Origin of the sequence: Amorphoplanes friuliensis DSM 7358 (assembly GCF_000494755.1) — a bacterium.
GTDB classification, from domain to species: Bacteria; Actinomycetota; Actinomycetes; order Mycobacteriales; family Micromonosporaceae; genus Actinoplanes; species Actinoplanes friuliensis.
Genome location: NC_022657.1, coordinates 7,979,672 through 8,001,145 on the forward strand (window position 1 = coordinate 7,979,672; position 21,474 = coordinate 8,001,145).

The following is a 21,474-nucleotide window of genomic DNA, read 5'->3' on the forward strand; positions in this document are numbered from 1 at the left end:
CGGGCTAGTCACTCCGTGGTGCTCAGACCTCGAGGACCTGACGGCCGTTGTAGGTGCCGCAGACGCCGCAAGCGGTGTGCGGCAGCTTCGGCGACTTGCACTGGGGGCAGGCCACGGTCGAGACCGCGGTCGCTTTCCAGTTCGCCCGGCGAGACCGGGTGTTGCTGCGCGACATCTTGCGCTTCGGGACGGCCACGGTACCTACTCCTCAGTTTTCCGAAAGATTGCGCAAAGCGGCCCAGCGGGGATCGACGTCGTCGTGGCTGTGGTCAGCCGGTAGATCGTCGAGATGCACCCCGCACTCGGGGCACAACCCTGGGCAGTCCGGCCGGCAGACCGGATTGGTCGGCAGCGTGAGCACCACCGCGTCCCTTACCGCCGGCTCCAGGTCGAACAGGTCGCCCTGCATCCGGCCCACCTCGTCCTCGTCCGTCGTCTCCTCCGTGGTGCTGTCCGCGTAGGCGAAGAGCTCCGCGATCTCGACGTCGAACTTCTGGTCGATCTCGTTCAGGCAGCGGCCGCACTCGCCGGAGAGCGAACCACGGACACTGCCGCTGACGTACACACCCTCGGAGACCGACGTCAGGCTCAGATCGAGCTCGAGGTCGGATCCCGTGGGCACCGAGACCAACTCCAGACCGAGGTCCGCGGGTGCCGGCACCACCCTTTTCAGGGCACGCGTCGCCCCGGGCTGGCGCGGGAGTTTCGTCGTGTCGACGACCAGCGGCTGCCTGGGATCGAGGTGTTTCTGCGTTTGCTTGGGCATCATGAATCCTCAGCCTGTAGGTAGGCCGACAGGAAAGGTTACCTGAGCAGCGGGCCCATCGTCGAATCGGGTGGGGACGTCTCAGAAGGGCAGCGGCCGCTCGTGGTCCTCACCCTGGAAGGTACCGATCTCGCGCAGCGCGTGCATCTTGTCGCGGCCTCGCTCTATCGATCCCAGTGCCCTGGTCAGGAACTGTTCGAAGTTGGCCAGCGCGGTGTCGACGTAGTCGTCGACCTCCTCGCGGAGCCGCTGCGCCTCGGCCCGCGCCTCGGCGATGATCCGGGCACCCTCGTGCTCGGCCGAGACGGTGATCTCGTTGACCGACACGAGCCGGGCGTGCTCCGTCTCACCCTCACCGATGATCCGGTCGGCCTCACGCTTGCCCGCGTCGATGATCTTGTCGCGTTCCTCGAGCAGGGCCACCGCCCGGCGCAGGTCGCTCGGGAGTTCGGCGCGCAGCTCATCCAGGATCGCGACCATCTCGCCGCGGTCGAACATGAAGTTGGTCCGGGACATCGGCACCGAGCGTGCCGTCTCCACCATGGAGATGATCTCGTCGATGCGGTCGAGCGGATCCACCGGCGCCTCACTCCTGTCATCTCGCACTCACGCTGAGTGGTGCGATCACGTTACTGCCGTACCTGATGATGCAGCCGCAAAGGGCGCGCCGTCAGTTTTGCCGCAGTCGTGTCACCAGGCGTTCACCCACGAAGTCGGGAACGTACGAAGACGCGTCCCCGCCCCACTTGACCACGTCCTTGACCAGACTGGAAGACAGGAACGAGTACAGCGGATTGGTGGGCATGAACAGTGTTTCCACGCCGGAGAGACCGATGTTCATCTGCGCCATCTGCAACTCGTAGTCGAAGTCGCTGACCGCGCGCAGTCCCTTGATGACCACTGCGGCACCCTGCGCCCGGCAGAAGTCGACCAGCAGGCCGTGGAAGGACTCGACCCGGACGTTGCCGTAGGAGGCCGTGGCCTGGCGCAACATCTCTATCCGCTCCTCGACCGTGAACAGCCCGGTCTTCGAGTGGTTGATCAGTACGCCGACGATGACCTCGTCGAAGAGCCGGCTGGCCCGGCCGACGATGTCGAGGTGGCCGTTGGTGACCGGATCGAAGGACCCGGGACAGACCGCGCGTCTCATGATCGGCGACCGTACCAAAGGGTGGTCTCGCCGTAGCGGCGACTGCGGTCCGCGGTGATGCCGTCGACCCAGCTCAGTGGCTGACCGCGGACGACCGTCCGGGTGGAGCGTTCGAAGGTCACGACTGCGTCCTCCGCGAGCCAGCCGTTGGAGACCAGCGCCTCCTGGACGGCCGTGATCTCGTCGTCACCCAGGGCGTACGGAGGATCCGCGAAGACCACGTCGAACGGGCCACCCTCGGGGGGTCCGGCGAGGACCTGAAGGACCTTTCCGGTGACCAGCCGGGCGGCATCACCGGCACGGAGAGTGACGATGTTGTCCCGGACAGCACGCGCCGCCTTGGCGTCCGACTCCACTAGCAGAGCGTGTCCAGCACCTCGCGAGAGGGCCTCCAGACCGACTGCACCGGAACCGGCGTAAAGATCAACGAAGCGGGCGCCCTCCAGGTCCACCATGGTCCCGAGCGCGCTGAAGTAGGCCTCCCGCACCCGATCGGCGGTCGGGCGGGTCTGCGCGCCGGGCGGCGCAGCGAGCTTCCGGCCGCCGTGCACACCGGCGATGATCCTGGTCATGCGCCCTCATGGGGGTCGTCAGGTAGCACAGTGTGACGCTACGCCACCAGGGTCGACCGGCCACTGCGGAGTGAACTTTTCCCCACCATGCGTCGACCCGTAACCACTCAGAGCATCGATGTCCTGCCTTTGCGTACAACGAAGATCTCAAATATGTATCAACGCGCTTAGGTGGGCCTACGACGTTTCTTAGATTCAGCGACTTGGCTATGGTCGGTCGGCCGCCGACGAAACGCTGTCGGCTCGACGATGCGGGGAGGCGTCGTCGCCGGCTTCAGTCGCCCTCATCGCCGCGACGCTTGCCGCCTTAGCTTTCCCGCGCCGTACCCCTCGATCCTCTACAGGAGTAGGCGTGAACCTGAAGTCCCCGCTGCGCCGCACGGCTGTCCTCACTGCCGGCGCGCTCATCGGCCTCACCGGCGCCTTCGCGCTGACCGGCCCCGCCAGCGCCCACCACCCCGAAGTTCTCGGTGGAACGTCGTGCGTCAACGACGACGGCAGCTGGGAGGTGCACTGGAAGGTCGAGAACAGCGAGTCCGACCTCGCCGGCAAGGTCACCGTGGTGGAGCTCACCCCGGCCGACAGCTCGATCACGGGCATCGCGGTCGGCGCCGACCTGCCGATCCGTGGCCAGGGCATCCTCGAGGGTGTGCAGAAGCTGAAGGCTTCCGACACCGAGGCGAACGTCAAGGTCACCGCCGCCTGGCAGCGTGGCAACCAGACCATCACCGCGGCGCGCGACTCCCACCAGCCGGTGAAGAAGTCGGACGAGAAGTGCAACCCGACTCCGACGACGCCGCCGACCACCCCGCCGACGACGCCGCCCACCACGCCGCCGACGACGCCGCCGACCACGGCTCCGACGACGACCCCGCCGACCACGGCCCCCACGACGCCTCCGACCACGACCCCGCCGGCGCCCACCAAGGAGCCGGAGTTCGTCTACGAGGAGACCTGCGACACGGTCACCGTCGGCATCACCGTCCCGGCCGACTGGGAGAAGGACGTCAAGGTCGAGTTCAAGACCAGCGAGGGCGAGTCCAAGACCGTCGTCGGCAAGCGCGGCAAGACCACCACTGTGGAGTTCAAGGCCGTCGACGGCATGAAGATCACCGCGACGCCCGAGGGCTACGAGGGTGAGGACGCCACCATCACGTACGAGCAGCCCGAGGACTGTGACACCGCCGGTGGCGGTGGCAGCGACGAGCCGAGCCTGCCGCTGACCGGTGCTGCCGCGGGCAGCATCGCGGGTGGCGCTGCCGCGCTCCTCGCGCTCGGTTTCGGCCTGTTCCTCATGGCCCGCCGTCGCAAGGTGAAGTTCACCGCCTGACAGGCACCAGCGTAAGCAAAAGGGGCGCGTCGGCCATCACGGCCGGCGCGCCCCTTTGTCCGCGGTGGTCCATTTTTGGGTACACGGAATGCATCGATCATGTTGCTTTCGGTGCAGCGATTGTCACGGATGGGCCACGACAGTCTTAAGTCGTCAACAGGTGTTCCCCATATTCATCTAAGTAGCTATCGTCAGGCCGCTACAGCGCCGACGTTACGCAGTCGGTTCGACGATGCGGGGAGGCATCGTCGCGATCCCCGCACTCCCGGGCGGGTGACTCGCCGCCTCCCTGTGCCGTGCCCCCCGTTCCGCCGTCACATGGAGTACGCGTGAAGTTGAACTCCCCGCTCCGTCGCGCCGCGATCGTCCTCGCCGGCTCGCTCATCGGTCTGACCGGAGTCGCGTTTGTCGCCGCTCCCGCCAGCGCCCACGCCACCGAGGTCAGTGGTTCCGCCAAGTGCGACACCGCCACTGGTACCCGGATCGTCACGTGGACGCTGACCAACGACTACGACGCCGATGCCACGGTCTCCGACCTCGTCACGACGCCCACCCCTGTCGAGGGTCTGCAGACCGGTCTGGTCATCCCCCAGGCCAGGGACCGCCAGAACGGCGAGCTCGTCCTCACCCAGAAGGTCCCCGGCGACGCCACCAAGGCGACCGTGAAGTTCACGTCCCGCTGGGCCGTCGACGGTTACACCGACGAGGGCAACGAGGGAGACGTCACGCTCTCCGGCCCGTGTGCCCCGGCCGAGACCCCCTGCGTGACGGCCGACAAGGCGGCGTTCCACCACGAGTTCGGCGTGACCGAAGAGGGTTCGACCGCGACCGTCAAGCTCGACGACGGCATCAACCTCTGCGAGGGCGAGCCGGTCACGCTGGTCTCCTACTTCGCACCGAAGCCGCAGTTCTCCGTCCCGCAGTACGCGTTCGACGACGACTCGGGCAAGATCACCAACGAGAACCGCTCCGTGACGCTGAACGTCGACGTGCCGAAGTGCAACACCCAGGTCGACCTCTTCTTCGGCGACAAGGACGACATCATCTCGGAGATCACCGAGAACGGTGATCGTTACGGCGACCGGAAGCTGGGCAGCAGCAACGGCTCCGGCGCTCGCTCGAAGGGCAAGCCGGCCTGGTTCAACGGCGGCACGAACGCCTGCCAGACCCCCGCCGTCGAGGCGGTCTCCCAGTGTGACGGCACCGTCTCGCTGAGCCTGAGCAACAAGGGCCTGACCGAGAAGTACGCGGTCGACTTCACCATCAAGGCCGGCGAGTTCACCAAGACCGTCACGGTCAAGGACGGCAAGGGCGAGACCGTTGTCGTCCCGGCCGGCGCAAGCAAGATCACCGTCTCGGCGCCCGGCATCGAGGACGTCACCTACGACTGGACTCCCCCGGCGGACTGTGCGCTGCCGAGCGTCATCGTGGAGAACGACTGCGAGACCGTCACGGTCACCGTCGAGAACCCCGAGGGTGTCACCCCGGCGACCGCCAAGGTCACCTACGGCGACAAGACCGAGTCCGTGACGGTCGCCCCGGGCAAGACCGAGAAGGTCTCGTTCAAGATCGGCGACGCCGGTTACGCCACGGTCGAGTTCCCCGGTCTGAACGTCGAGCCGATCAAGGCCACCCTCGGTGACGCCGACTGTGACGGCGGCTCCGACGGCGGCAGTGGCGGCGGCGACAACAGCGACGAGCCCACCCTCCCCGTCACCGGCCCGGTGGCCGGCGGCATCGCGGGTGGCGCGGCTCTCCTGCTGATCGCGGGCGGCGTGCTCTTCTTCCTCGCCCGGCGTCGCCGGGTGACCTTCACCGCCTGATTCATCGCCTGACAGAGACGCGCCGGCCGGAAAATCGGCCGGCGCGTCCTGCTTCCTCCCGACCCTCTCCCCGAAGTGAGCGGACGTGCTGAAACCACTGCTTCACCGCGCCGCGGTCGTCGCCGCCGGCGTCATCCTCGGTCTCACCTCGCTGTCGGCCGTGACCTCCCCGGCCGCCGCCGCGAGTGAGACCTCCACCGCGGTCGGCCTCGAGGGTGCGGCGACGTGCGTCGCGGGCGAGTGGGTCGTGACCTGGACGGTCACCAACACGTACGGCGCGGAGCCGAAGGTCGAGCAGCTGCGCACCTCGCCGGCGCCGGTTCCCGAGCTGGAGAACGGCCTCTACCTGCCGAGGCGGGCGCCCAGCGGCACGACCGGCCGACGGGTCTTCACCCAGAAGCTGACCGGCAGCCCCGCATCGGCCTCGGTCTCCTTCGTCGCCAACTTCGGCGCGAGCGGCAAGGACGCGACCAACAGCGCAACCGTCGACCTCGGCGCCTGCACGCCGCCGGAGACCCCCTGCACGGCCGGCACGTTCCATCACACGTTCGCGGTGGCCGACGGCCGGGCGACCGCCTCGGTGACCCTGGACGACGGCGTGAAGCTGTGCAAGGACGAGCCCGTCACGCTGGTGACCTACTTCGCGCCCAAGCCGGAGTTCTCGTACCCCCAGTACGCGTTCGCCCGCGACACCGCGATTATCACCAATGAGAACCGCTCGGTGTCGCTGACCGCCGAGGTCCCGAAGTGCAACACCCAGGTCGACCTCTTCTTCGGCGCCGTGACCGACATCATCGAGGAGATCACCGAGAACGGCCCCCGGTACGGCGACAAGAAGCTGGGCAGCAGCAACGGCTCCGGCAGCCGCTCGGAGGGTCCGCAGGGCTGGTACAACGGTGGCGCCGAGGGCTGCCACCAGCCGGCCGTGGAGACCCTGTCCCAGTGCGACGGCACCGTCGCCGTGGTCCTGAGCAACACGGGTGACCTGAGCCGGTACGACGTCGAGTTCACCGTCACAGCGGGCGCCTTCACCACGAAGGTCACCGTCGCCCCGAAGCAGAGTGAAACCGTCAAGGTTCCGGCGGGCAGCGGACAGATCAAGGTCACCGCGGACGGACTGGACACCGTCACGTACGAGTGGGAACGTCCCCTGGCCTGCCCTGCGCCGCGCGTCAGCATCAAGAACAACTGCGAGCTCGTGACGGTGACGGTGATCGCCCCGGCGGGTGTGGTCCCGGTCAAGGCGACCGTGGGCTACGGCAGTGAGCGGAAGGAAATCACGCCCGCTGCGGGTACGTCGGAGACGGTCACGTTCAAGCTTACCGACGCGACCGACGTGTTCGTGATCTTTGACGAGCTCCAGCGGGAGCCGATCGAGTCGGTGGTCGAACGCCCGGCGAACTGCGACGAGGAACCGGGCGGCGGCTCGGACAACGGCGGCGGCAACGGCAACGGCGACAACGGTGACGGCGGTGGCCTTCCGGTGACCGGTGCTGCCGCGGGCGCGATCGCCGCGGGCGCCGCAGCCCTGCTGGCGGCCGGCGGAGTGCTGTTCTTCCTGGCCCGGCGCCGGAGGATCACCTTCACCCCGTGACCTGACAACAGAAAAGGGGCGCCCAGGCTTTCCGGCCTGGGCGCCTTTTCTGTCTAGAAGGACGGGCGGCTGAAGGTGCCGTCCGGACCCGGGAGATAGGGGTGGGTCGCCACCACCGCGGCGACCGGGATCGGTTCGTAGACGTGGGGAAACAGCATGCCGCCCGGGTCGGGCGGGTCACCCTGCTCCCAGACGACCGGTTTGCTCAGCCGGGCCTCGTCGATCTCCAGGAGCAGGATGTCCTGGCGGCCGCGGGCCAGCGCCGTCGCCGGGATCGCCACCTGGTCCGGGGTGGAGCAGTGGATGAAACCCTGGGAGACCAGGGTGTCGGCGCTGTATTCACCGGCTGCGACAGCCGCTTGCCACGAGGACTCGGGGCAGAAGTGGAGGATCAACCCTTCTCCAAATATTCGGCGCGTTCCTCGTCGACCAGGGCGGCCACCGAGGCGAGCAGCGCGGGGTGTTTTGCCAGCGTGGGGTCCTCGAGCACCAGCGCGGTGGCTTCCGCACGGGCGTCGGTGATCAGTTTGCTGTCGCGCAGCAGCGACAGCAGGCGCAGGTGGCTGTGCTTGCCGGACTGCGAAGCGCCCAGGACGTCACCCTCGCGGCGTTGCTCGAGGTCGAGCTCGGCCAGGCGGAAGCCGTCCGTGGTGGACGCCACCGCGTCGAGGCGTTCACGGGCCGGGGTGCCTTCCATGGCCTCCGTGACCAGCAAGCAGATGCCGGGCGCCGAGCCCCGGCCGACACGGCCGCGGAGCTGATGGAGCTGGGAGACGCCGAAACGGTCCGCGTCCATGATGATCATGACGGTGGAGTTCGGGACGTCGACACCCACCTCGATGACCGTGGTCGCCACCAGCACGTCCAGGTCACCGGCCGCGAAGCGGCGCATCACCGCGTCCTTCTCGTCGGCGGGCAGCTTGCCGTGCAGGATGCCGATCCGCAGGCCGTGCAACGGGCCCTCCTCGAGGATCGGCGCGACCTCCATCACCGCCAGCGGCGGGCGGCGGGCCGGCTCGTTGTCACCCGGCGGCTCCTCGTCCTCCTCGGCCTCGGTCGCGCCGATGCGGGGACACACCACGTACGCCTGGTGGCCGGCCTTCACCTCTTCGCGGACCCGCTTCCAGGCGCGGTCCAGGAACGCCGGGCGTTCCGGAGGGACGACGTGCGACGCGATCGGTGAACGGCCTCGCGGCAGCTGCGACAGCGTCGACGTCTCCAGGTCGCCGTAGACGGTCATGGCGACGGTGCGCGGGATCGGCGTCGCCGTCATGACCAGCACGTGCGGCGGCTGGGCGGCCTTGGCACGCAACGCGTCCCGCTGCTCGACACCGAACCGGTGCTGCTCGTCGACGACCACCAGGCCGAGATCGTGGAAGTCGACCCCCTCGTACAGGAGGGCGTGGGTGCCGACGACGATCCCGGCGGTGCCGTCCGCAACCTTGGCCAGGGCGGCACGGCGGGCGACCGCACCGAGCGAACCGGTGACCAGGGTGATCTGGGTGCCGTCCGGATCACCGTCGAGCTCACCTCGGCGGCCCAGGGCACCGAGCTGCGCGCCGATGCTGCGGTGATGCTGGGTGGCGAGCACCTCGGTCGGGGCGAGCAACGCGGCCTGACCACCCGCGTCGACCACCTGCAGCATCGCCCGGACCGCGACCAGCGTCTTGCCGGAACCCACCTCACCCTGCAACAACCGGTGCATCGGGTGGGCCCGCGCCAGATCCGCCGCGATCTCCTCACCGACCTGCGCCTGACCGTCGGTCAGCTCGTAGGGCAGGGACGCGTCGAACGCCGCGAGCAACCCGGCCTCGCTGCGTGGCCGGGACCTGCCGGGAGACGCCGCCGCCCGGGCCTTCCGCTGCACCAGAGTCAGCTGTACGGCAAAAGCCTCGTCCCACTTCAGCCGGTACTTCGCCAGGTGCAGATTCGTGTCGGAGCTGGGCCGGTGGATCTCCTGCAGGGCCTTGCCGATCCCGATGAGGTTGCGGGTCGCCCGCACCGTCCCCGGCAGCGGATCGTCCGGTGGCTGGAACGTCTCCAGCACCTCACGGACGTACCGGGCGATGGTCCACGTCGGAACGGCCGCCGCGGCGGGATAGACCGGGATCAGGGCGCCGGCGAACTCCTCGATCTCCTCGGCGGCCTCGTCCTCGGTCGCGTCCGCCTTCAGCAGCTGGTAGGCCGGTCCGTTGAGCTGACGCTTCCCGCGGAAGTCGGTGACCTTGCCCGCGAACAACCCCCACCGCCCGGTACGCAGCTCGCGCTCCCGCCACGCCTGATTGAAGAAGGTGCACGTCAGCGTGGCGCCGGAGCCGTCCCCGATGGTGATCTCGAGCATGTTGCCGCGGCGCTGACGCATCGGTCGTACCGTCGTGCTCTTGACCTGGGCCAGCAGGGTGACCTGCTCACCGACCTCGAGTTTGCGCATGTCGGTGTGCTCGCCACGCTCGTCGTAGCGGCGCGGGAAGTGATAGATCAGGTCGCCGGCGGTGTGCAGGTCCAGATGTGTCGCCAGCGCCTTGGCCTTGGCCGCCCCCAGCACCTGCTCCAGCGGGGTGGCGGTGGTCGTGACGGTGGTCGTGTCGGTCATTCCACTCCAACCAGGAGGTGGTAGCGGGGCTGGCCGCCCGCGTAGCTCTGCAACTCGACGAACGGCCACTGCTGCGTGACGTGGCCGCGCAGACGGTCCTCGAGCTCGGCCGGGGCGTCGGCGCCGAGCACCAGGGTGGCCAGCTCACCGCCGCCGCCGAGCATCCGGTCGAGCAGGCGGCGGCAGACCTGCTCCAGATCGTCCCCGATCACGTGGACCTCGCCGTCGACGAGTCCGAGCAGGTCACCGGGACGGCAGCGGCCGGCGACGGTGAGCGCCTCGCGCTGCGCGGTGCAGACCTCGCCGTACCGGCAGGCCCCCGCGGCCTCGGCCATCGCGATGACATCCTCGTCGAACGCCCGCTGCTCGTCACGCACGGCCAGCGCGGCGAGCGCCTGCACCGGCGACCGGGTCGGCACGACACTGACCCGTACGCCGGTAGCGGTCGCCTCCCGCGCAGCCGAGCTGGCCACGGCATGAGCGTTGGCATCGTTGGGCAGCAGCACCACCCGCCCGGCACCGGTCGCCGCGATGGCCGCGAGCATCTCCGCGATCGACGGATTACGCCCCACGACGGTGGCACCCTCGGCGGCGAAGAGAGAGGTGAGCCCGTCACCCGCCGCGACCACGACTGCCGCCCGTTTCCCGGCGTCGGGAACGGGGTTGTGGTCGTGCGGACGCAACCGGTCCACCAGCCGCGTCACGGTGATCCGGTGTGGACGGCCCGCGACGACGCCGGCCTCGATCGCGGCACCGATGTCGTCGACGTGGACGTGCACGTTCCAGGTCGGCGGCTCCCCCTCGCCGGTCCCGACAACCACGAGCGAATCACCGAGCCGGTCGAGGGCGCCGCGCAACACGTCGACGGCGCCGGGCTCGGCATCAAGCAGATATTGCACCTCGTATCCGAAGTCCCCAGCCCCACCGAAAGCCTCCACCCCGACCGACTCCGCCCCGGCCAGGTCGGGTGCGGCCAGGTCGGGTGCGACCCCGGCCAGGTCAGGTGCGGCGCCGGGCATCGGCCCCGCCACAGCGACGTCGGCCGGCAGCCCGCCCCCATGCGCCCGATCCGGACCCGCGGAGGCAGAACCCCCAGAGGTAGGGCCTGTGGAGGTAGCGCCGGCGGTGGGGACGCCCGCTGAGGCCGGGCCCGTGGCGGTGGTGGGGGCCGCGGCGGTGGGGGTGGACTGGAGGGTGGTGTTCAGGGCTTCGACCAGGGCTTCGAGGAGTAGGACCAGGCCGCGGCCGCCCGCGTCGACCACCCCCGCGCGAGCCAGGATAGGCAGCTGCTGCGGGGTCCGGGCCAATGCCTCCGCTGCGGAACGAGCCGCGGCCCGGGCCACCGCGAGCAGGTCGTCCGAGGCGATCCGCCCGGCGCCCTCGGCCGCCGCCGCGACCACCGACAGGACTGTGCCCTCCACCGGGCGCGCCACTGCCGCGTAGGCGGCCTCGGTCGCCGTGCGCAGAGCGCGGGCCAGCTCGCCGCCGCGGACGGCCACCGTCGTCGCGAAGGTGTCCGCCATGCCGCGCAAAATCTGCGACACGATGACGCCGGAATTGCCGCGGGCGCCGAGGAGGGCACCGCGGGCCATGCGGCGCATGGTCTTTTCGACGATCTCGCCGGACAGGGCGGGGCTGTCGTCCAGGGCCTGCTGGGCCGAGGTGAGGGTGAGCACCAGGTTGGTGCCGGTGTCACCGTCGGGCACCGGGTAGACGTTCAGCTCGTCGATCTCGTGCTGGTGGGCGCGGAGCGCGGCCAGCCCACCGCCGCACCAGCGGCGTACCGCGGCAGCGTCCAGGGAGTCCAGCACGCGAAAAGCGTACTAACCAGCACCGACAATTGCCGGGTGCCAGGTGGGTGAAGGGCCGATTGGCTGTCACGGCGACCCATCGGGTAACCTGGCCAGGTTGCCCGGACGCACCCTGTCCGGCGCACCCCAAGTTTCGAATCAATCCCAGGAGTACCCCGTGGCTAGCGTGTGCGACGTCTGTGGCAAGGGACCGGGCTTCGGCCACAACGTGTCCCACTCGCACCGGCGGACCAACCGCCGCTGGAACCCGAACATCCAGTCGGTGCGCACCCCCGCCGGCGGTGGCAACACCAAGAAGCTCAAGGTCTGCACCTCGTGCATCAAGGCCGGCAAGGTCGTCCGCGCCTGACCGCAGCATCACCACAGCCCGCCGGGTCGCTTGACCAGGCGGGCTGTTCGTGTGCCCTGGTTCAGAGGACGCGGGCGTAGGAGAGGACACCTTCCTCACCCTTGTAGTAGCCGAAGTCCTCGATCCGCTCGTACCCGCACTTGAGGTAGAGCGCGATCGCCTCGGGCTGTTTGTCGCCGGTTTCGAGGATGACCCGTTTGCAGCCGCGGTCCCGCGCGGACTCCTCGATCGCCGCGAGCACCTTGCGGGCCACTCCCCGGCCACGGGCTGCGGGCCTGGTGAACATGCGTTTGAGTTCGGCGTCCGGTCCGTGCGCCCGCCAGCCCGCGCACCCGACGAGCTCGTCACCCGCGTACGCCACCAGGAAAGCACCCTGGGGCGGCGCGAAGTCGGAGGCGGCCACGGGGGTGTCGTCGCCGCTGCCGCCGTACCGCCGGCTCAGCTCGGCCATCGCCTCGGTTATCAGTTGCTGCACCGCGGGCTCGTCGAAGCGGGCCGCGCGGATCTTGATCTCCTCCACGCCGACCAACTGTAATCAGCGGAAGTGGTCCCACCCCTTGCCGCCCTGCCATTGGCGGCGGTCGACGGTGACGCCGGTGCCTTCGTGGACCCCGCCGACGACCCGCCAGCCCGGTGGGAGCTCCGCCCCGGGCGGGAACGTCGCGGCCAGGGCGTGGTCGTCGCCACCGGCGAGCAGCCAGCCGTACGGGTCGACGCCGAGCGCCGAGGCCGCGTCCCGCATCTGGTCGGGGATCTCGAACGCGTCGCGGTTGATGTCGATGCCGACGACGCTGGCCGTGGCGATGTGACCGAGGTCCTGCAGCAGCCCGTCGGACACGTCGATCATGGCGGTGGCGCCGGCGAGGGCGGCTGCGGTGCCCGCGGCGTACGGTACTTCGGGGCGGCGGTGAGCCTCGACCAGCACCTTCGGGGTCCGGAAGCCGCGGGAGAGGATCGTGAACCCGGCGGCGGCGTACCCGGTGCGGCCGGCCAGGGCGACCACGTCGCCGGGCTGGGCGCCGCTGCGCACGACCGGCTCCCGGCCCTGCAGGTCACCGAGGGCGGTGACCGCGATGGTCAGGGTGGGGCTGGCCGACATGTCCCCGCCGACCACACTCGCGCCGACCAGGCCGGCCTCGGCCGACAGACCGCCGGCCAGTTCCTCGGCCCATTCCACTTCGAGATCCGTCGGTACGCACAGCGCGACCAGCAGGGCCGTCGGCTGCGCACCCATGGCCGCGATGTCGGCGAGGTTGGCAGCGGCAGCCCGGTGGCCGACGTCGGCGGGGCTGGACCAGTCGCGGCGGAAGTGGCGGCCTTCGACGAGGACGTCGGTGCTCGCCACCACCCGGCGGTCCGGTGCGGCGACGACGGCCGCGTCGTCACCCGGGCCGAGCAGGGTTTCCGCGCCGGTTCCGAGCCGCGCGACGATCCGGGCGATGAGCCCGAACTCACCCGTCTCCGCGATGCTCAACGTCCCACCGTTCCTTCCGAGTTCAGCGTGCGCGGCATCTGCTCTGCCGACCGCTTCCGTACTGTAGTTTCACGTTCGGGTCGCCGGCGGCGGCGGATAGGAGTCTGATCGTGGTCCAGGCATACATCCTCATCCAGACGGAGGTCGGAAAGGCCCGTGACGTGGCCGCCGCGATCGACAAAATCAATGGTGTGGTACGCGTCGACGCGGTCACCGGGCCCTACGACGTCGTGGTACTGGCGGAGGCCCCGAACGTCGATGAGGTCGGCAAGATGATTGTGAGCAAAATCCAGTACGTACCGGGCATCACGCGGACCGTCACGTGCTCCGTGGTAAACCTCTGACATGGTCGACGTGGAGACCCGCCCCGAGCCCCAGCCCGCAGCGCCCGATCGCACGGCGCGCACTGCCGCGCTGTGGGCGACTGTTGTCGCGATCCCGGTGGCGGTCCTGGCCGGCTTCCTGATCTTCTCGAAGATCGTGCCGGAGTCGCCGGTCGCGGCACCCGCGCCGTCCGCGACGCAGCCCGCGGTCGTACCGGCGGAGGCCGTGCAGATGGCCGCGCCGAAGCTGGCGGCCCGGCCCGCGTCGGTCTGTCTGGCGGTGACCTCGCAGCTGCCGCTGAAGATCCGCGACCTGGCGGCGCGGAAGGTCAGCGCCGGCCCGGAGCAGAACGCCGCCTTCGGCGAGCCGCCGCTGACCGTGGCGTGCGGTGTGACGCAGCCGAAGACGTGCGCGTCGCTGGACCAGACCGGTTCGGGCTGTGTGCCCATGGACACCGAGCTGATGACCATGAACCGCGTCTGCTGGTACGCCCACGAGCAGGCGGAGGCGACGACCTTCACGACCATGGACCGTGAGGTCGCGGTGCAGGTCACGGTCCCGAAGGCCTATCCGCAGGCCGCGCAGTGGGCCAACGAGTTCTCCGACGTCGTGGTGAAGACCGACAAGTCGATCACCGCGGGTGTGCCCTCCGGCTGCGTCTGACGCCCCGCAGGAGCCTCAGTGCAGGCCCGTGCCGCGACGCAGCGCGGTGCGGATCAGCCGGTCGACGACCTTGGGGTATTCCAGGCCGGTGGCCGCCCACATCAGCGGGAACATCGAGGTCGGCGTGAAGCCCGGCATCGTGTTGATCTCGTTGAGGTAGATCTGGTTGTCGGCCGTCACGAAGAAGTCGACGCGGGCCAGACCGGCGCAGTCCAGCGCGGTGAACGTCCGGGCGGCAAGCTCACGGACCTGCTGCGCGACCTCGGGGTCCAGACCGGCGGGGATCTGGTACGGCGTGCCGTCGCCGAGGTATTTCGCGTCGAAGTCGTAGAAGTCGTTGCCGTCGGTGCTGACCAGAATCTCGGCCAGCAGTGACGCCTCGGGTGCTCCCCCGGCCTCACCCTCGAGGACACCGCACTCGATCTCACGGCCGACGATGCCGGTCTCGACCAGCACCTTGGGGTCGATCTGACGGGCCTTGGCGACGGCCGCGTCCAGGTGGGCCCAGTCGGTCACCTTGCTGATGCCGTGCGAGGAGCCGGCCCGTGACGGCTTGACGAAGACGGGCAGCCCCAGGCGCTCCTTGTCGGCCTCCGACAGTGAGCAGCCGGCGCGCAGGACGGCGTACGGCCCGACCGGGATGCCCTCCGCGGCCGCCAGCTTCTTGGTGAACTCCTTGTCCATGCCCGCCGCCGAGGCGAAGACGTTCGCGCCGACGTACGGGATCCCGGCCATCTCGAGCATGCCCTGGATGGTGCCGTCCTCGCCGTAGGCGCCGTGCAGCGCCGGGAAGACGACGTCGACGCCGCCGAGCACCGCCACGCCGTCGGCCGGGTCGAGGACCATCAGGCCGGACGAGGTGGGGTCGGCGGGGAACACGACGGCCCGGCCGGAGTCGGTGGTGATCTCCGGAAGCTTCCGGTCGGTGATCGACAACGCCGCCGGGTCACCGTTGGACAGGACCCAGGCGCCGTCCCGGGTGATGCCGACCGGCACCGCCTCGTACTGATCGGGGTCCAGGGCGCCGAGAATGCTGCCGGCGCTCACGCAGGAGATGGCGTGCTCGGTGCTGCGTCCGCCGAACACGATCGCCACACGGGTTTTGCGAGGGGTCGTCATGGAAATGGCCTCTCGTTGCCGGACATCGCTAGGCTGCCTGCGCGCGGGTGCGGGGCGGCGGGCACGACCCTACTCTGCGTACACCACCGGGGTGATGACGGCGGGCGCTGGCACGGCAAACAAGAACGGGGCGTCGATGAGACCAGCACTGCACGTGATCGCCTGGCGCGGCCCGGGGCGGTTGGCAACGATGGGCCACCCCCGTGGCGGCGACTGGCTGGCCGACGAGATGGCCGGTCTGGCCCGCGCCGGGGTCGACGTTTTTGTCTCCGCGCTGACCTGGGAAGAGGACAGGCGGCTCGGCCTGACCGAGGTGGCCGCGGCGGCGGCCGACGCCGGGATCGAGTTCCTGTCGTTCCCGATCGCCGACCGGGGCATCCCGCGCGCCCGTGACATCGCCGACACCGACGTGGTCGCCCTGGGCGTACGCCTGGCCGCCCACGTCCGCGCCGGACGGTTCGTGGTGACCCAGTGCTTCGCGGGCATCGGCCGTTCGACGCTGCTGGCCTGCGCGACGCTGGTGATGCTCGGCGTCGGCCCGGAACGGGCGCTGGAGATGGTCGCCGAGGCACGGGGTCTGCCGGTGCCCGACACCGAGGCCCAGCGGGACTGGCTCTACGAGTTCGCCCTCAACCACGGCGGCTAGAGGCGTCCCGTCGATCACGGGACGCCCCTGGTCCGGCGCGTCAGGCCGGGCCGCGGCGGATCGCCACGTGCCGCATCTCCCTCTCGTGGAGCAGGGCGACCAGGCCGGTCACGACCAGCGAGAGCGCCGCGGCCGCCGCGTAGGGCACGAAGCGTGAGTCGAAACCGCCGTGCTGATCGACCCCGAGCAGCACCTCGGCGAACCCGATGGGCAGCACCGCCGGGACGACGAGGGCCAGTCCGCCCCAGGCGCCGTAGCGGTAGAACCCGGCCGTCGCGGTTGCTCCCGCCACGAAGAACGCCAGGGAGGCCGGCAGCACGTGCCCGAACTCCAGCGCGGCGGCGCCGGCCGAGAGAGCCGGGTAGTCGGGCGGGAGCGGGCCGGCGATGCCCAGCAGCAGCTGCTCGAGCGCGTGGCCGATCGGCACGATGAGCGCGGTGAGCAGGGAGCCGGCCAGGCCGAAGACGGCCATCCCGGTCATGAAGTCGCGGCGGGTGATGCCGTTGGCGACGAACTGCCGCAGGTGCAGGCTCACCAGCAGGACACCGACCACACCGAGCCACCATTTGGCCGAGGCGCCGACGACCACCAGCCAGAGACTGAACTTCGGCTCGGTGACGAGGTTGACCACCGTGCTCCCGATGGCGACCCCGACGATCATGATCGACCAGAACCACAGGGCCACGGGCCGGTAGGTACGGAACAGTTCGGACGTCACGAGCCGGTACCGACTCATCGCAGTGCCTCCGTGCGGCTGGTGTCCCCGGCGGCGGTGCCCGAGGTCAGGTGGACGAACAGGTCCTGGACGCCGACCGGCGCCAGAGTGAGACCGGCGGCCTTCGCGCGGGCCGTCTCGTCGTCGTCCAGCTCCCCGTAGAGGGTCGCCTGGCGGACGCCGCCGAGGCTCTGGCCGCCGAGAACGGTGCGGCCGGCGGTGAAGGCGTCGACCGCGGCGGCCGGGCCCGTCACCGAGACACCGCGGGACTTGAAGGTGTCGGTGTCCTCGTGCACGAGCAGCCGGCCGTGGTCGATGACGATCACCTGCTCGAAGAGCCCGGCGACCTCCTCGATGAGGTGCGTGGAGAGGATGATCGTGCGCGGGTGGTCGAGGTAGTCGGCCAGCAGCTCCCGGTAGAACGTGGTGCGCGCACCGGCGTCCATGCCGAGGTAGACCTCGTCGAGGATGGTCAGCGGCGCCCGGGCGGCCAGCCCGAGGACCACACCGAGGCTGGAACGCTGCCCCCGCGACAGTGCCTGCACCCGCTTGCGGCGGTCCAGTTCGAAGACGTCGATCAGGCGTTCCGCGTACGCGGTGTCCCAGGTCGGGCGCAGGCGGGCGGCCAGCGCCAGCACGCCCGAGATCCGGTCCTGCTCACCGACGTCGAGGCTGTCGCGGACAAAGGCGATGTCCCGCATCAGCTCCGCGTTCTCGAAGGGATCGGTCCCGCCGACCGCGACCGTCCCGCTCGAGGCCTTCCGGTACGCCGCCAGCACGCTGAGCAGGCTGGTCTTGCCGGAGCCGTTGCGGCCCAGCAGGCCGTAGATCTTGCCCGGCTCGAGGTCGAGGCTGAGGTTGTCGACCGCGATCGTGTCGCCGTACCGGACCGTGAGGTTGCGCAGCGAGATCATCGGGCACCGCCCTCGAGGTGCGCGACGATCTCCGCCACGTCGACGCCGACCATTCGGGCCTCGGCGAGCATCGGGTCGACGACGTCGGTGAAGAACCGCTCGCGGCGCTGACTGCGCAGCCGGGCACGGGCGTCGGGGCTGACGAACATCCCGATGCCGCGCTTCTTGTAGAGCACGCCCTCGTCGACCAGCTGGGCGAAGCCCTTGGCCGCCGTAGCCGGGTTGATCTGGTAGAACGCCGCGTACTGGTTGGTCGACATGACCTGTTCGTCCTCCTTGAGCGTGCCGCTCAGAACGTCGTTCTTGATGCCGTTGGCGATCTGCAGGTAGATGGGGCTGCGGTCGTCGAACACGACAGCCTCCTTAGTTCTGCGGTTCATTACTCATGTAACTAACCATAGAGCCAGTACGGCCACGAGGCAACAGGGAATTGGGGTCAGGCGGCCGTGAAGGTCTGCGGCAGTGCGCCGGACTCCCAGAGCTCGTCGAGGTGCGCGAGGAAGCCGACGAGGCTGCGCTCCAGCTCACGGCGCTCGGCCGCGGAGAGCAGGGCCAGCGGATCCGAGAAGACCAGACCCTCCGGATGCTTGGCCCGCGTGCCGACGAACCTGTGGCACGACCTGCACCAGACGTAACTGACCAGTGTCGGCCGGCGGGCGTTCTCCGGAGCGTTCACATAGGCACGAACGCTGTGGGACCCGCAGGCGGGACAGTCACGTTCACCGGGAGCGGCGAGGAAACTCTCGCCCTGCGCGAGCGCCGCCACCTGGTCACCGGTGAAGCTGCTCCAGGACACGGTGCTCATGCCTCGTCGAGCGCGGCTGTCAGGTCGGCCACCAGATCGGTGGCGTCCTCGATGCCGCAGGACAGCCGCACGAAGCCCGGTGTGGTGTCGTCGCCCCACTGCGCCCGGCGGTCGGCGGTGGTGTGCAGGCCGCCGAACGACGTCGCCGCGAAGACCAGCTCGGAGGCGGCCAGGAACCGGGCCACCCGCTCGGCGCTGCCCAGGTCGAACGAGATGATGCCGGGGATGCGCCGCATCTGCGCCGAGGCCACGGCGTACGAGGGATCGTTGGCCAGGCCCGGGAAACGCACGTGCTGCACGTCCGGACGGGCGGCCAGCAGCTCGGCCAGCACCGCGGCGTTCTCGCTCTGCCGGGCCAGCCGCAGGTCCAGCGTGGCCAGCGACCGGTGGGCCAGCCAGGAGTCGAACGCCCCCGGCACCCCGCCCGTCTGCGCCCGCCAGGTGGTGACCTTGGCCAGCAGGTCCTCGTTGTTGGTGGCGACGTACCCGAGCAGCACATCGGAGTGCCCGGTCAGCGCCTTGGTGCCCGACGCGACGACCAGGTCGGCGCCCAGCTCCAGCGGCCGCTGCCCGAGCGGTGTCGGCGTGGTGTTGTCGACCGCGACCAGCGCCCCGGCCTCGTGCGCCGCCGCCGCGACCGCCCGGATGTCACAGACGTCCAGGCCCGGATTGGCGGGCGTCTCCAGCAGCACGAGCCGGACGCCCTCGAACGACGGGTAGGGACCGGCCGTCGGCACCAGCACCGTCTTCACACCGAGGTCGCGCAGCGTGCCCTGGGCGAACGCGCGCACGGTGAAATAGCCGTCCGACGGCAGCGCCACGGTGTCGCCGGTGCGCAGCGTGGAGAGCAGCATCGCGGTGATGGCCGCCTGCCCGCTCGCGAAGGCCAGCACGGCACCGCCCTCGAGCGAGCCGATCGCACCCTCCAGCGCACGCCGGGTGGGGTTGTCCGGCCGGCCGTAGCCGTTGACACCGGGACCCTCGACCGGATCGAGGTGATAGGGCGCCGCGAACACCGGGCCGGGCAGGAACGGATCCCCCGGCACCGGATCCGGCAGTCCCGCGTGCACGACCCGGGTGCCGTCTCCCTCGTACGTCATTCCGGCTTCATCTCCCGGCCCATCAGTAGTTTGACGGCGACCCGCGGGTCGACGCCCTCGTGGCAGACCCGCTCGACCTGCTCGGTGATCGGCATCTCGACACCGTGCGCCCGGGCCAGGTCGCGGATCGCCAGGCAGCTCTTGACTCCCTCGGCAGTCTGCCTGGCCGCACGCTGGGCTTCCTCCAGCGACTCGCCGCGACCGAGGTGCTCACCGAAGGTGCGGTTGCGCGACAGCGGCGACGAGCAGGTCGCAACCAGGTCACCGAGCCCGGCCAGCCCGGCGAAGGTCATCGGGTCGGCGCCGAGCGCCACCCCGAGCCGCGCCGTCTCCGCCAGCCCGCGGGTGATCAGTGAAGCCTTGGTGTTGTCACCCATCCCCATCGCCGACGCCATGCCGTACGCGAGAGCGATGACGTTCTTGACCGCGCCGCCCAGCTCGCAGCCGATGACGTCGTCGCTGGTGTAGGGCCGGATGTACGGCAGCGCGATCGCCTGCTGGACCTGCTGTGCGCGTACCGGATCGGTGCCGGCGACCACGGTCGCGGCCGGCTGCTCGGCGGCGATCTCCGGGGCCAGGTTGGGCCCGGAGACGACCACGACCCGGTCCGGGTCGACACCGGCCGTCTCGACGATGACCTGGCTCATCCGCTTGGTGGTGCCGAGCTCGATGCCCTTCATCAGCGAGATGAGCGTCGAGCCGTCGGGCAGGTGGGCGGCCCAGTCGGCGAGGTTGCCGCGCAACGTCTGCGACGGCACGGCGAGGAAGACCAGGCCGGCGCCGTCGAGGGCGGCGGCGAGGTCACTGGTGGCGCTGATCCGCTCGGGCAGCTTGATGCCGGGCAGCGCGGTCTCGTTGACACCCTCGGCCCGGATCGCCGCGGCCACGGACTCGCGGCGGGCCCACAGCGCCACGTCGGAGCCGGCCTCGGCCAGGATCTTCGCGAACGCCGTGCCCCAGGCGCCCGCACCGAGCACTGCGGCCCGGCTCATGCGGACGGCTCCGACGAGCCGGCGGGCCGGCGGGACACCGGATAGAGCGGTGGTGGTGGCTCGTCCCGCAACTCGGCGAGCAGGTCCCGGGTGGCGAGCTGGATGGCCTCGGTCATCTGCTCCAGGACCGCCCGCCCCGGCGCCTGGCCGAGCCAGCGGTTCAGGTCGACCGGTTTGCCGGCGGTCACGCTCACCGGGATCCGGCGCCCCAGCGAGATCTTCCCGGTACGCACGTCGTGCACCTGCTGGGCTCCCCAGGTCGCCATCGGCACCACGGGAGCGCCGGTGACCAGCGCCAGCCGGGCCGCGCCGGTCTTGCCCCGCATCGGCCACAGGCCGGGCTCGCGGGTCGTGGTGCCCTCGGGGTAGATCACCACCACACCACCCTGCTGCAGGGCTTCGATGAGGGACTCGAGGGACTTCACCGCCTCCACACTGCCGCGTTCGACCGGGATCTGCTGGGTCTTGCGGAGCATGAAGCCGACGAACGGCACCTTCCAGATGCTGGCCTTGGCCAGGAACCGCGGCCAGCGGCCGGAGTCGTAGACGAAGTGCGCGACCAGCAGCGGATCGAACTGCGACATGTGGTTCGGCGTGATGATGAAACCGCCGCCGGCCGGGAGGTTCTCCATGCCGCTCCACGTGCGCTTCGTCCAGACCCGCAGCGCGGGCAGCACGAGCAGCACCGCCAACCGCCGCCAGAACCCGAGCTTGCGCCGCGCCACGGTGCCTCC

The 21,474-nt window shown here is 70.1% G+C and carries 25 protein-coding genes; 7 read left to right on the forward strand and 18 right to left on the reverse strand.

Annotated elements, in window-relative coordinates; genetic code table 11:
- Positions 1 to 22: 22 nt before the first annotated feature.
- The 5 genes from rpmF to rsmD all read right to left on the reverse strand — a co-directional run bounded on the left by rpmF (position 23) and on the right by rsmD (position 2,488).
- Complete coding sequence (rpmF, locus tag AFR_RS36710) at positions 23 to 196, reverse strand: 50S ribosomal protein L32 (protein WP_023561899.1); 174 nt, start codon at positions 194 to 196, stop codon at positions 23 to 25.
- Between the two features lie 12 nt (positions 197 to 208).
- Complete coding sequence (locus AFR_RS36715; protein ID WP_023561900.1) at positions 209 to 766, reverse strand: YceD family protein; 558 nt, start codon at positions 764 to 766, stop codon at positions 209 to 211.
- A gap of 81 nt (positions 767 to 847) precedes the next feature.
- Positions 848 to 1,345 carry an ATP synthase subunit B family protein gene (locus tag AFR_RS36720; protein WP_023561901.1) on the reverse strand — a complete coding sequence of 166 codons (498 nt, stop codon included), beginning with the start codon at positions 1,343 to 1,345 and terminating at the stop codon, positions 848 to 850.
- 91 nt (positions 1,346 to 1,436) lie between these two features.
- Entirely contained in the window at positions 1,437 to 1,916 is a 480-nt protein-coding gene (coaD, locus tag AFR_RS36725; protein WP_023561902.1) for a pantetheine-phosphate adenylyltransferase, read from the reverse strand.
- Positions 1,913 to 2,488, reverse strand: coding sequence for a 16S rRNA (guanine(966)-N(2))-methyltransferase RsmD (gene rsmD, locus AFR_RS36730; RefSeq protein WP_023561903.1), 576 nt, complete (start codon positions 2,486 to 2,488; stop codon positions 1,913 to 1,915). The genes coaD and rsmD overlap by 4 nt, the downstream gene beginning before the upstream one ends.
- A 352-nt stretch (positions 2,489 to 2,840) precedes the next feature.
- Here rsmD and AFR_RS46490 point away from each other — a divergent pair, with 352 nt between their 5' ends.
- The 3 genes from AFR_RS46490 to AFR_RS36745 all read left to right on the forward strand — a co-directional run bounded on the left by AFR_RS46490 (position 2,841) and on the right by AFR_RS36745 (position 7,235).
- The gene (locus tag AFR_RS46490; RefSeq protein ID WP_023561904.1) at positions 2,841 to 3,818 is read left to right on the forward strand and encodes an LPXTG cell wall anchor domain-containing protein; all 978 of its coding nucleotides are present in this window, start codon (positions 2,841 to 2,843) and stop codon (positions 3,816 to 3,818) included.
- A 329-nt stretch (positions 3,819 to 4,147) separates the two neighbouring features.
- Complete coding sequence (locus AFR_RS36740) at positions 4,148 to 5,641, forward strand: hypothetical protein (RefSeq protein ID WP_023561905.1); 1,494 nt, start codon at positions 4,148 to 4,150, stop codon at positions 5,639 to 5,641.
- Positions 5,642 to 5,726: 85 nt separating this feature from the next.
- Positions 5,727 to 7,235 (forward strand): hypothetical protein, encoded by a 1,509-nt coding sequence (locus tag AFR_RS36745; protein WP_023561906.1) that lies wholly within the window; start codon positions 5,727 to 5,729, stop codon positions 7,233 to 7,235.
- A gap of 53 nt (positions 7,236 to 7,288) precedes the next feature.
- Here AFR_RS36745 and AFR_RS36750 read toward each other — a convergent pair whose 3' ends face one another.
- The 3 genes from AFR_RS36750 to AFR_RS36760 are packed head-to-tail and all read right to left on the reverse strand — an operon-like array spanning position 7,289 to position 11,639.
- Positions 7,289 to 7,630, reverse strand: a complete 342-nt coding sequence (locus tag AFR_RS36750) for a DUF952 domain-containing protein (RefSeq protein WP_023561907.1) — start codon at positions 7,628 to 7,630, stop codon at positions 7,289 to 7,291.
- On the reverse strand, positions 7,627 to 9,828 hold the full coding sequence (gene recG, locus AFR_RS36755) for an ATP-dependent DNA helicase RecG (RefSeq protein ID WP_023561908.1): 2,202 nt from the start codon (positions 9,826 to 9,828) through the stop codon (positions 7,627 to 7,629). The genes AFR_RS36750 and recG overlap by 4 nt, the downstream gene beginning before the upstream one ends.
- Positions 9,825 to 11,639, reverse strand: a complete 1,815-nt coding sequence (locus AFR_RS36760; protein WP_023561909.1) for a DAK2 domain-containing protein — start codon at positions 11,637 to 11,639, stop codon at positions 9,825 to 9,827. Before AFR_RS36760 ends, recG begins: the two co-directional genes overlap by 4 nt.
- A 157-nt stretch (positions 11,640 to 11,796) precedes the next feature.
- Between AFR_RS36760 and rpmB the strand changes: the two genes are divergently transcribed.
- On the forward strand, positions 11,797 to 11,988 hold the full coding sequence (rpmB, locus tag AFR_RS36765) for a 50S ribosomal protein L28 (protein WP_023561910.1): 192 nt from the start codon (positions 11,797 to 11,799) through the stop codon (positions 11,986 to 11,988).
- A gap of 61 nt (positions 11,989 to 12,049) precedes the next feature.
- Here rpmB and AFR_RS36770 read toward each other — a convergent pair whose 3' ends face one another.
- The gene (locus tag AFR_RS36770; protein ID WP_041841411.1) at positions 12,050 to 12,508 is read right to left on the reverse strand and encodes a GNAT family N-acetyltransferase; all 459 of its coding nucleotides are present in this window, start codon (positions 12,506 to 12,508) and stop codon (positions 12,050 to 12,052) included.
- A 15-nt stretch (positions 12,509 to 12,523) separates the two neighbouring features.
- On the reverse strand, positions 12,524 to 13,462 hold the full coding sequence (locus AFR_RS36775) for a thiamine-phosphate kinase (protein ID WP_023561912.1): 939 nt from the start codon (positions 13,460 to 13,462) through the stop codon (positions 12,524 to 12,526).
- Positions 13,463 to 13,572: 110 nt separating this feature from the next.
- On the opposite strand from AFR_RS36775, the gene AFR_RS36780 reads away from it, so the two are divergent.
- On the forward strand, positions 13,573 to 13,806 hold the full coding sequence (locus AFR_RS36780) for an Lrp/AsnC ligand binding domain-containing protein (protein ID WP_023561913.1): 234 nt from the start codon (positions 13,573 to 13,575) through the stop codon (positions 13,804 to 13,806).
- Between the two features lies 1 nt (position 13,807).
- On the forward strand, positions 13,808 to 14,449 hold the full coding sequence (locus tag AFR_RS36785) for a DUF3515 family protein (protein WP_023561914.1): 642 nt from the start codon (positions 13,808 to 13,810) through the stop codon (positions 14,447 to 14,449).
- Positions 14,450 to 14,464: 15 nt separating this feature from the next.
- Here the strand turns inward: AFR_RS36785 and AFR_RS36790 are convergent, their stop codons facing one another.
- Positions 14,465 to 15,568, reverse strand: coding sequence for a D-alanine--D-alanine ligase family protein (locus tag AFR_RS36790; RefSeq protein WP_023561915.1), 1,104 nt, complete (start codon positions 15,566 to 15,568; stop codon positions 14,465 to 14,467).
- 136 nt (positions 15,569 to 15,704) lie between these two features.
- Here AFR_RS36790 and AFR_RS36795 point away from each other — a divergent pair, with 136 nt between their 5' ends.
- Positions 15,705 to 16,214, forward strand: coding sequence for a protein-tyrosine phosphatase family protein (locus tag AFR_RS36795; RefSeq protein ID WP_041843216.1), 510 nt, complete (start codon positions 15,705 to 15,707; stop codon positions 16,212 to 16,214).
- A 40-nt stretch (positions 16,215 to 16,254) separates the two neighbouring features.
- Here the strand turns inward: AFR_RS36795 and AFR_RS36800 are convergent, their stop codons facing one another.
- The 7 genes from AFR_RS36800 to AFR_RS36830 form a co-directional block, all read right to left on the reverse strand.
- The gene (locus AFR_RS36800) at positions 16,255 to 16,950 is read right to left on the reverse strand and encodes a hypothetical protein (RefSeq protein WP_023561917.1); all 696 of its coding nucleotides are present in this window, start codon (positions 16,948 to 16,950) and stop codon (positions 16,255 to 16,257) included.
- Positions 16,947 to 17,843, reverse strand: a complete 897-nt coding sequence (locus AFR_RS36805; RefSeq protein WP_023561918.1) for an ATP-binding cassette domain-containing protein — start codon at positions 17,841 to 17,843, stop codon at positions 16,947 to 16,949. Before AFR_RS36805 ends, AFR_RS36800 begins: the two co-directional genes overlap by 4 nt.
- Positions 17,840 to 18,196 (reverse strand): GntR family transcriptional regulator, encoded by a 357-nt coding sequence (locus AFR_RS36810; protein ID WP_023561919.1) that lies wholly within the window; start codon positions 18,194 to 18,196, stop codon positions 17,840 to 17,842. The genes AFR_RS36805 and AFR_RS36810 overlap by 4 nt, the downstream gene beginning before the upstream one ends.
- 83 nt (positions 18,197 to 18,279) lie before the next feature.
- A complete protein-coding gene (locus AFR_RS36815) occupies positions 18,280 to 18,648 on the reverse strand; it encodes a hypothetical protein (protein WP_023561920.1) in 369 nt (122 codons plus the stop codon).
- Positions 18,645 to 19,748, reverse strand: coding sequence for a cystathionine gamma-lyase (locus tag AFR_RS36820; protein WP_023561921.1), 1,104 nt, complete (start codon positions 19,746 to 19,748; stop codon positions 18,645 to 18,647). The genes AFR_RS36815 and AFR_RS36820 overlap by 4 nt, the downstream gene beginning before the upstream one ends.
- On the reverse strand, positions 19,745 to 20,740 hold the full coding sequence (locus AFR_RS36825) for an NAD(P)H-dependent glycerol-3-phosphate dehydrogenase (protein ID WP_041841413.1): 996 nt from the start codon (positions 20,738 to 20,740) through the stop codon (positions 19,745 to 19,747). The genes AFR_RS36820 and AFR_RS36825 overlap by 4 nt, the downstream gene beginning before the upstream one ends.
- The gene (locus AFR_RS36830) at positions 20,737 to 21,465 is read right to left on the reverse strand and encodes a lysophospholipid acyltransferase family protein (RefSeq protein ID WP_023561923.1); all 729 of its coding nucleotides are present in this window, start codon (positions 21,463 to 21,465) and stop codon (positions 20,737 to 20,739) included. The genes AFR_RS36825 and AFR_RS36830 overlap by 4 nt, the downstream gene beginning before the upstream one ends.
- Between the last annotated feature and the right edge of the window lie 9 nt (positions 21,466 to 21,474).